9 protein-coding genes and 2 pseudogenes are annotated in these 8,249 nt (G+C 45.2%); 7 read left to right on the top strand and 4 right to left on the bottom strand.

What is annotated here, in order from left to right; genetic code table 11:
- Positions 1-243: pseudogene (locus V7Q33_RS22305) on the bottom strand (molybdopterin molybdenumtransferase MoeA); the annotation flags it as partial.
- A 38-nt stretch (positions 244-281) separates the two neighbouring features.
- Here V7Q33_RS22305 and moaC point away from each other — a divergent pair.
- From moaC to mobA, 3 genes are read left to right on the top strand one after another with little or no spacing between them, the layout of a single operon-like run.
- Positions 282-764: a cyclic pyranopterin monophosphate synthase MoaC gene (gene moaC, locus V7Q33_RS22300; RefSeq protein WP_331981991.1), complete on the top strand. Its 483-nt coding sequence runs from the start codon at positions 282-284 to the stop codon at positions 762-764.
- Position 765: 1 nt separating this feature from the next.
- Positions 766-1,557 (top strand): ion transporter, encoded by a 792-nt coding sequence (locus tag V7Q33_RS22295; protein ID WP_333821344.1) that lies wholly within the window; start codon positions 766-768, stop codon positions 1,555-1,557.
- Entirely contained in the window at positions 1,550-2,131 is a 582-nt protein-coding gene (gene mobA / locus V7Q33_RS22290; protein ID WP_333821343.1) for a molybdenum cofactor guanylyltransferase, read from the top strand. Before V7Q33_RS22295 ends, mobA begins: the two co-directional genes overlap by 8 nt.
- Positions 2,132-3,066: 935 nt before the next feature.
- Here mobA and V7Q33_RS22285 read toward each other — a convergent pair.
- On the bottom strand, positions 3,067-3,498 hold the full coding sequence (locus tag V7Q33_RS22285; RefSeq protein ID WP_331981983.1) for a molybdenum cofactor biosynthesis protein MoaE: 432 nt from the start codon (positions 3,496-3,498) through the stop codon (positions 3,067-3,069).
- 95 nt (positions 3,499-3,593) lie between these two features.
- Positions 3,594-3,836: a MoaD/ThiS family protein gene (locus tag V7Q33_RS22280; RefSeq protein ID WP_331981980.1), complete on the bottom strand. Its 243-nt coding sequence runs from the start codon at positions 3,834-3,836 to the stop codon at positions 3,594-3,596.
- Between the two features lie 157 nt (positions 3,837-3,993).
- Between V7Q33_RS22280 and moaA the strand changes: the two genes are divergently transcribed.
- From moaA to V7Q33_RS22265, 3 genes are all read left to right on the top strand, one after another.
- Positions 3,994-4,995 carry a GTP 3',8-cyclase MoaA gene (moaA, locus tag V7Q33_RS22275; protein ID WP_333821347.1) on the top strand — a complete coding sequence of 334 codons (1,002 nt, stop codon included), beginning with the start codon at positions 3,994-3,996 and terminating at the stop codon, positions 4,993-4,995.
- Positions 4,996-5,061: 66 nt separating this feature from the next.
- Complete coding sequence (locus V7Q33_RS22270) at positions 5,062-5,577, top strand: hypothetical protein (protein ID WP_333821341.1); 516 nt, start codon at positions 5,062-5,064, stop codon at positions 5,575-5,577.
- Positions 5,578-5,584: 7 nt separating this feature from the next.
- The gene (locus V7Q33_RS22265) at positions 5,585-6,340 is read left to right on the top strand and encodes a sulfite exporter TauE/SafE family protein (protein ID WP_333821340.1); all 756 of its coding nucleotides are present in this window, start codon (positions 5,585-5,587) and stop codon (positions 6,338-6,340) included.
- On the opposite strand, the gene V7Q33_RS22260 is transcribed toward V7Q33_RS22265, so the two are convergent.
- Positions 6,315-6,665: a hypothetical protein gene (locus tag V7Q33_RS22260; protein ID WP_331981971.1), complete on the bottom strand. Its 351-nt coding sequence runs from the start codon at positions 6,663-6,665 to the stop codon at positions 6,315-6,317. The genes V7Q33_RS22265 and V7Q33_RS22260 overlap by 26 nt on opposite strands.
- Positions 6,666-6,792: 127 nt before the next feature.
- On the opposite strand from V7Q33_RS22260, the pseudogene V7Q33_RS22255 reads away from it, so the two are divergent.
- Positions 6,793-8,249, top strand: a pseudogene (locus V7Q33_RS22255) (hypothetical protein); the annotation flags it as partial.

The following is an 8,249-nucleotide window of genomic DNA, read 5'->3' as shown; positions in this document are numbered from 1 at the left end:
TTTTTGAGGTTGCCCGGCTCCCTGAGTTTCTTCTATATAAAATTCGCGTCTTCCGTTTTTCCATTCGTCAAACCAGATGGCAATACCATCCATCGCTACACGGTTGAAAGGTGGGAAGTCGCGGTCGGCTTTTACGACAGCGCCCAGCACTCTTCCGGCAGCATCGTTCAGATCAACGCGCACAACAGCAGGTTTAAAGCAATGCGACAATACCAGGTCAGTGGCTTCTTCAACACGTACCATGTTCAATTATTATTAACTTTGTTTTTGTCCGAAGATACATGAGTAAAAAGACATTTACACACGTTTCGTCCAGCGGGCTTCCGCAGATGGTAAACGTAACGGAGAAGCAGATCACTTCACGCATGGCCCGTGCCCGTGCCACCGTCTGCGTAAGCGATGCTATTCTTAATCTGATTGAGAACGATGAGCTGATAACTAAGAAAGGTCCGGTGTTTCAGACTGCGATCATTGCCGGAGTGATGGGCGCCAAACGCACGGCCGATCTTATTCCGTTCTGTCATCCCATTGGTCTGGAAGATTGCCAGGTAAAGATTGAAGTGATCAACAGGAAAATAGTTATAAACACAGAAGCCAGAATTACTGCCAAAACAGGCGTGGAGATGGAAGCGCTCACAGCTGCTTCGGTAGCGGCGCTTACCGTGTATGATATGTGCAAGGCGCTTTCGCACGATATCACTATTGAAGAAGTAAAACTAATGGAGAAGTCGGGTGGTAAAAAAGATTTCAAACGCGGGCAATAACATGACGCTACGCAAACGACTCTACCTCACGCTCGAACCAACCGAGAAGGGTGGTATCATCGAACGTATATTCGAATTTTTTCTGGTCTCCATCATCATTCTGAATATACTGGCCATCATGGTAGATTCTGTCGAAGACATCCGGCAGAAGTATGATACGGTGTTTGTAAGGTTCGAATATTTTACCATTATCTTTTTTACGGTAGAATATATAGCAAGAATCTATTCCATCGTAGAGAATCCTGAATACAGCGATCCGGTAAGAGGACGCATTCGTTTCATGACGCAGCCACTCTCCATCATTGATCTGCTGGCTTTCCTTCCGTTCTATTTTGTGTTTATAGACCTGCGCTTTCTGCGGATATTCCGTTTGATGTCGCTGTTTCGTCTTTTTAAGATCGCGCGATATCTGCATGCGCTCAAGATTTTTAAAAAGGTATTGGCCGACAGAAAGGAACAACTGATACTCAGCTTTCTTTTTATACTCTTTGTGCTGGCCATTATATCGTTCATTATGTTCTATGCCGAGCATGATGCACAACCGGAGAAATTCAGCAGTATACCGGCTACCATGTGGTGGGGCATTGCTACCATTACCACGGTAGGGTATGGCGACATGGTGCCTGTTACGGCACTGGGAAAATTTCTGGGCGGATTGTTTGCCATAGCAGGCGTAGGATTGCTCGCGCTGCCCGCCGGTATATTATCGTCAGGTTTTTTTGAGATGCTGCATGTAGACAAGCCTAAAGAAATTAAAAAATGTCCGCACTGCGGAAAGGATATACATGAGTAATGCATCCGCTATATATGGCCTGGTGCTGGCGGGTGGAAGAAGCTCGCGGATGGGATATGATAAGGCGCTGATCGACTATCATGGAAAACCACAGCGCGAGTATCTCAGCAGTATCCTGAGTATAGTTTGTGAAAAAGTATTTGTGTCGTGCAAGCAAACTGAAATAGTGCCGGCACACCTTCATCCATTACCCGACCAGTTTGATATAGAAAGCCCGTTGAATGGAATACTCTCTGCATTTCAACTCAATAACCAGGTGGCGTGGTTGACCGTGCCGGTAGATATGCCCTTTGTAGATGAATCCACACTTCGTTACCTCACCGGGCATCGCGACTATAAAAAGGCTGCTACCTGTTTTTACGATTCAGACGGCCAAGAACCTGAACCGCTGCTGGCGATATGGGAAGCTTCCTGCTATAACGATCTGCTTCATTACTATAAACAAGGTGCTGTGAGTCCGCGTGGTTTTCTGAAACAACAGGTTATTAACCTGCTTACTCCTCCCGATAAACGCGTTCATCAGAACATCAATACACGGGAAGATCTTGATAATTACCAGGCCAACAGAAGTTGAATTACTTTGTGTCATTGAATTTTTACCTCCGGATACTTTAGCCTATACCTCCCGTTGTGTATACTGAGTTAAATACCGGCTCCTATATAATTTCTTCTACGGATTGTTTATTAAGTAAATGTTGCAACGCTAATGAGGTTGATTTATACAGTGACTTGATAGACTATTATGTTTTTTGCTGCATTATCTTTTGAGTTTTGCTAACCTTCTGCTCTGTGTAGCATTTTTTGAACAAACCGGAGTGAAAAGATAAACCTTCATGAAGGAATATTACGCTATAGCATACGTAACGTTTGTTATACTCCTGTGAATGATTTATCGGGGGTTCGAAAGACTTCCTTGGTAAATCAGAACAGGTACAAGTGCCAGAGCAGCATTTACACTTGTGCTTAAACGCCTCGAAATCAGTATCAGACCTGGATCGGTAACGTTCTTTCCCCCTTATTTTTCCGGTATATAGTGCTCAGGATGCGCTATCGTTTTGTTGCTACACATTCTGTGGCAGATGATCACTTAATTTAGGTATATAACGGTATAGACCAGAGGTAAAAGAAAATCATTTATACAGATTTATTACATCAAAAATCCGTACGCATCTTTCCACACTTTTAAAGCGTTCGACTGTTTAGATTGTGATCAAATTTTAATTGGTGTATGAAACCAATCGTTAAGCCGCACACAAATCGTATTCATCGCGATTTGATTATTGTGCTGATTGCAAGTCTGGTGGCAGCCATGATACTCGTATCGGCTGCTGTGATGTTGATCGGATAAAATAACAGGAGGTCTTGGAGCCTCCTTTATTTTTTTATTTCCCGCAGATTTAATAAAAATAAATCTCCCACAGAAATCACAGAATTTCACAGATAAAATGAATTAAAAATCTGTGTTAACCTGTGAGTTCTGTGGGAGGAGAATTTCTGCGGGGAAAAGAATTAAGAATTATTCACGGCTACTTCCGGTCGGGCGGAGATCCATTCTTCTCCGTCTTCAAATACTTCTTTCTTCCAGATTGGTACTTTTTCCTTCAGCGTGTCGATGATATACTCGCAGGCATCGAAAGAATCTTTCCGGTGCGGGGTAGATACTGCCACGGCCACCGCTACTTCACCTGGTTTCAAGGTGCCGATACGGTGACTCACGGCCCACCCTAACAAGGGCCATCGGTGCGATGCATCGTCAATAATTTTTCTGATCTCCGCTACGGCCATGGTTTCGTATGCCTCATACTCCAACCAGACTACATTTTTGCCATGCGCATTGTTGCGCACAGTACCTACAAACACATTAACAGCTCCGGCACTGAGGCTCGAAGCTGTATCAATGACTTTTTGAACGTCAATTGGTTTCTCGGTGATTTTGATCATGTTCTCTAAAGGTTGATTGAACATTCTATGTGAAGGAATATGAAGTTACTTATTTATGAAGGAAATATCAAGGAAACCCTTCTGAATCAATACCGTTATCCTCCGCTTACCGGTGGAATCAAGGCAATTTCATCTTCATCGTTCAGCACCGAAGCATCGTCTGCATACGCGTTGTTTACAGCGATGAACAGTGAACGAAGGCCGGCAAGCTGTGGATATTTCTGAAGTAAAGAAGTTCGCAGATCGCCTACCGTTTTTCCGGATGCCTCAACAACCGTTTCTTTCCCACCAAGAATGTCTTTCGTTATACCGAATGCCCGAACCCGGAATGTATTCATGCGTTTTTAGTTTCTGTCAATCGATTCAAATATCAAACAATTTCCAATGCCAGCACACAAATTCAAAATCCTTTCTGCACCCTGCACAAAGTTTAAACTGCTACAGTTTATATTTTGTTGTAATTTGTGATTTGCTTTCTATACGTAATGAATAACGCTGCAGCTTTTGACACTGTTCGACAACCATAACAGACCTATTAACTACCTTCGGCTGGCGGTAACCGACCGGTGTAACCTGCGTTGCTTTTACTGCATGCCGGAAGAAGGCATTCACTATCTGCCCAGGAAAGAACTGCTTACATTCGAGGAGATTCACCGACTGGTGTCGTTGATGGCTTCTATGGGGATAACGAAAGTACGACTTACCGGTGGAGAACCGTTTGTGCGCACCGACCTGATGAAACTTATCCGCTCCATTGTAGAGATACCCGGTATCCAAGACCTTCATCTTACTACGAATGGGATTCTTACCTCTGCGTTTATTCCAGAGTTAAAGAAACTGGGTATTGCTTCCGTAAATCTCAGCCTGGATACACTGGACCGTGAGCGGTTCAAAACCATAACGAGGCGTGATGAATTTGAACCGGTAATGAAAACACTGGATCAATTACTGAAGCAGGAGATACCGGTAAAAATCAACGCGGTAGTGATGGATGGCAAGAACACAGACGATATACTTCCGCTTATTGAGCTTACGCGCAACCATAAAGTAGATGTTCGCTTTATTGAAGAGATGCCGTTCAACGGCGAAGGCAGTCACTACCCGGTATTGAACTGGACCTATAAAAAGATTGTGCGCTATATCCAGGAGCATCACCCCGGTTTACAGAAGATTCACGACGCTGCGAACTCCACTTCCTATAATTACACTATTCCCGGATATACCGGAACGATCGGTGTCATCGCTGCATTTAGTCGCACGTTTTGTGGCACGTGCAATCGCATCCGCCTTACAGCACAGGGTGTTTTAAAAACCTGTCTGTACGACAACGGTGTGCTTGATATAAAAACATTGCTTCGCTCGGGGGTAACAGATGATGAGATCAGGGAAAAATTACTGTATGCTTTTCGCCACCGTGCCCAAGATGGCTTTGAAGCTGAAGCCAAGCGAAGCAATCATTTGCCCGTGCATGAATCCATGTCTACCATTGGTGGATAGTAATTATGAAAGCCGTTGCAATGCACCTATCTTTTCATCGACATCCTAAATAATTTGCTGGTATATATGAACCGCATTTTCTTATCTGTTCTCTTTTTTAGTATAGTGATTAGCAGCTACGCACAGGAAACGTTCAGGGCAACATCATCGATAACGGTAAGTGGCAGACTGAAATCGCCGAAGACGTTTTCATGGGCAGAGATCAGGAATTTTAAAGTATATAGTATAGGCGATGTAGCCATCACCAATCATAAAGGTGAAGCCAAAGGCACTGCCAAAGACCTGAGCGGGATACTGCTGCGCGATCTTCTGCAGGGTATTGCACTGGATGCTGAAAACCCGAAAGTATTAAGCGAATATTATTTCACCTGTCAGGCTACCGATGGTTATAAAGTAGTTTACTCCTGGAACGAGCTCTTTAATACAGCGATAGGGAACTCGGTATATATTGTTGTTTCGAAAGACAATCAACCTGCTGATACGTTGAATGAAAGCATCCTGATGATTTCGACACAGGATGTGCACACCGGCAGACGTTACGTGAAAAATCTTCAATCCATCATGGTTCGCAGAACCGAGTAATCTTCCTATGGATGCATCTCAGCTTATACTCATGGTCAGTTTTTTTTGTATAGCGCTCGTCTATGCTTCCGTTGGTTTTGGTGGAGGATCAAGCTACCTCGCTATGCTGGCGCAGCCCATGTTTATGCTGACGCAGGGGATCATTCGGCCTACGGCTTTGCTGTGTAACATTATAGTAGTAACGAGCGGAACGATAATCTTTTATCGTGAAGGTAAAATTGCATGGAAAGAAGTATGGCCCTTTCTGGTGGTGAGCGTACCCATGGCATACATGGGAGGTTTCTGGAGGTTGAAGGACGATACGTTCTTTGTGTTGCTGGGCTTTACCCTGCTGGTAGCAGCTATAGTGTTGTGGATACAACCGGAGAAGATCAACACATCGGGAAAGAATTATAACACAACGGGTATAAATATAGCGCTGGGAGGCAGCATCGGTTTTTTATCAGGGCTGGTAAGTATAGGAGGCGGAATTTTTCTTTCACCGGTGCTACACTTTCTGCGGTGGGCCAATGCCCGGAAAATATCGGCACTGGCCAGCCTTTTTATACTGGTAAATTCAATCAGCGGACTTGCCGGTCAGTTTCAGGCAGGTCTTCCGGAAATACAATGGACATTTATACTGCCGTTGCTGGCAGCTGTATTTCTGGGCGGACAGATTGGTTCGCGGCTGGGTGCCCGAAAATTCAATCCGCTATATATCAAACGTATTACCGCTGTACTGATTCTGGTAGCAGCCGTCAATATCCTGAAGGATCATTTGTAGAAACGGGAGCTTTTACCGTTTTAAAGATGAGCAGGAACAGCCCCACAGCAAACATCAGGTGCCCCAAAATACTCACGATGCCAACCGGTATTGAAAAGCGGTCGTATACAGCCATCACATCCATACCCATTTGTCGCAGTATGGGTATTCCCAGGCTATAGAAGGTCTGCGTAACCATAGAGATCAGGCTACCCATGGCCATCAGATATCCGTCTACAGCCGGTCGTTTGAAGGTATAATAAACGGTAGCCGCCAGTATTAACAGGGCCGGGATTAATCCCAACAGGCTCTGAAAAATGAACGGGATCAGGTCAGCTAAATCCATAAAGAATAACAAATTGATTACAGATGCAAAATAAAGATTCATTCGGGAGTATCCACAATCCTTCCTATTTTGCGCGACTGACACGGAAATGTGTATGACGCGTGTCTTGTAAAACGATCTTTAACGCATGAAAAAAATCAAATTCACCGAACAGGTATTGCCGCACCTGGTAGCGATTGGCATATTCCTGGTTGTGACGGTAATCTTCTTCAGCCCTGTTTTCTTCGATGGCAAGGCTATCAATCAATACGATATACAGCAGTGGGAGGGATCTTCCAAAGCCCTGCGTGACTACCGCGACAAGACCGGTGATGAAGGTCTTTGGGCGGAGTCGATGTTTAGTGGTATGCCTGCATACCTGGTGAATACACATTGGAGCAACGGGCCGGTGGCTTTTGTAAAGCGTGTTATGTCGCTTTCGTTGCCTCACCCGGTGGCCAATATCTTTCTGGCCTTTCTCAGCTACTATATTATGCTGCTGGCTTTCCGCGTGCGACCTTACCTGGCCATTGCCGGCGCTATAGCATTCGGGCTGTCTTCCTATATGATCATCGGTATAGCAGCCGGCCACAACGCACGCATTGGTGCCATTGCGTTTATGCCACTCGTTATGGCGGGTATACACCTGGCGTTTTCGGGCAAGAAGATACTCGGCTTTGGTGTTACAACGGCCGGGCTGGCGCTTCACCTGAAAGAAAATCACTTGCAGATCACCTACTATATGCTCATCATCGTGCTCATCTATGGGCTGGTGCAGTTGATCGCTTTCGTGAAAGAGAAAAAAGTAGCAGACTTCTTCAAAACCATTGGTATACTCGTAGCCGCTACCGTGATCGCGGTAGGTTCGTTCATAGGGCCCATGTGGGCCGTGGCAGAATATAGCGAGTACTCCATTCGCGGTAAAGCACAGCTTACTGCACCCAATACCAAAGAGGCAACGAGTGGTTTAACAAAATCATACGCGTTCGATTACAGCTATGGTATACTTGAGCCCATGACGTTGCTGATCCCTAACTTTTACGGTGGCAGCAGCTCGAACTTCCTGGTGCAAGACCCGAAGAGTGAAGTATATACCGCCCTGACCCGCTCTGGTGACGAGCGAATGGCTAACCAACTGGCACAGTATACCTCGGCTTACTGGGGCATTAATCCTGCCAACGCACCATACTACGGTGGTGCCGTGATCTTCTTCCTGTTTATACTGGGTATTGTTTTCGCAGAGAAGAAATATGTATGGTGGCTGATACCGGTTGTTATATTCGGTATTGTAGCCAGCTGGGGCGATAGCTTTAAATCATTCAATTACTTTTTATTCGATTACCTTCCCGGCTATAACAAGTTCCGGTCGGTAACTTTTATGCTCATCATGGCGCTCTTTGCTATGCCGCTGCTGGGCATGCTGGGTCTCGAAAAACTTTTGAAAATTGGTATCGATAAGGATGTAAAGAAAAAACTGTACATCGTGCTCGGTGCTACAGGCGGACTGTGCGTGTTGCTGTTACTCTTTGGCAGCATGATGGCGTTTATGACACCGGAAGAACGCCAGTTGCCGGCATGGTTTACGAGTGCACTGGCAGACGACCG

The sequence above is a fragment of the Ohtaekwangia sp. genome, from assembly GCF_036786105.1.
Lineage (GTDB): Bacteria > Bacteroidota > Bacteroidia > Cytophagales > Cyclobacteriaceae > Ohtaekwangia.
Note: the sequence above shows the minus strand (reverse complement) of the source record. Positions and strands in the feature narration are given on the sequence as shown.